The sequence below is a fragment of the Pseudescherichia vulneris genome (assembly GCF_902164725.1).
GTDB lineage: Bacteria > Pseudomonadota > Gammaproteobacteria > Enterobacterales > Enterobacteriaceae > Pseudescherichia > Pseudescherichia vulneris.
Genome location: NZ_LR607338.1, coordinates 2,916,323 through 2,916,931, shown reverse-complemented (window position 1 = coordinate 2,916,931; position 609 = coordinate 2,916,323). Strand labels below are relative to the sequence as shown.

At 46.6% G+C, this 609-nt stretch carries 1 protein-coding gene; it reads right to left on the bottom strand.

All coding sequences use genetic code 11. The features are described 5' to 3' along the window. Window positions 1-467, bottom strand: a 467-nt coding sequence (locus tag FN633_RS12240) for a DUF3289 family protein (protein WP_208674096.1), incomplete at its 3' end; no start/stop codon positions are given. Window positions 468-609 lie beyond the last annotated feature (142 nt).

The following is a 609-nucleotide window of genomic DNA, read 5'->3' as shown; positions in this document are numbered from 1 at the left end:
GTTAGCGTGTTATCCGCTGAGCTGTCCTGAGTGATTTCCTCCCTAAGTGCCTGATTCAACAGCGGTGAGCGGAAGACCTGCCCGTGACCGTTTTGCAGATGGTCAATCATCTCATTTATCACATAGCGATACGGCCCATACAGCGAGAACGGCATATGGGAGAGCGAACGCATCTCGTTAAACATACGTCGAATACACTCATCACGGCTTAACGTTATCCTTTTTGGCAACGGTTGGTAGAGAGGAACGTGAAAATTATTCCTCGGTAACTGCTGCAGAGTATAGGGATCAACGAAGGTTGAAACATCGTTGAGCCCGTAGGACGTCATCAGGCGATGGGCACTGAGGTCGCCGTAACGCATATCGGGAGCCTGATAATCATCCATTTTTTTCTGTGTTTCATACACCACACAGGGAAAGTGCTGCACCTGCGGTGCAGCAGGCGTATCTACCACTCTGTCGTCCATGAACTCTTTCAACCCTTCATATGACATGTAACAGGACTAATTAACCATGCTAATATAGTGGTTATTATAGAGAGGTAGGACGAGGCGTTTTTGACATAAGTTGCTTAAATTTTACTTAAGTAACTTTAGTGAGGCGCGTTTG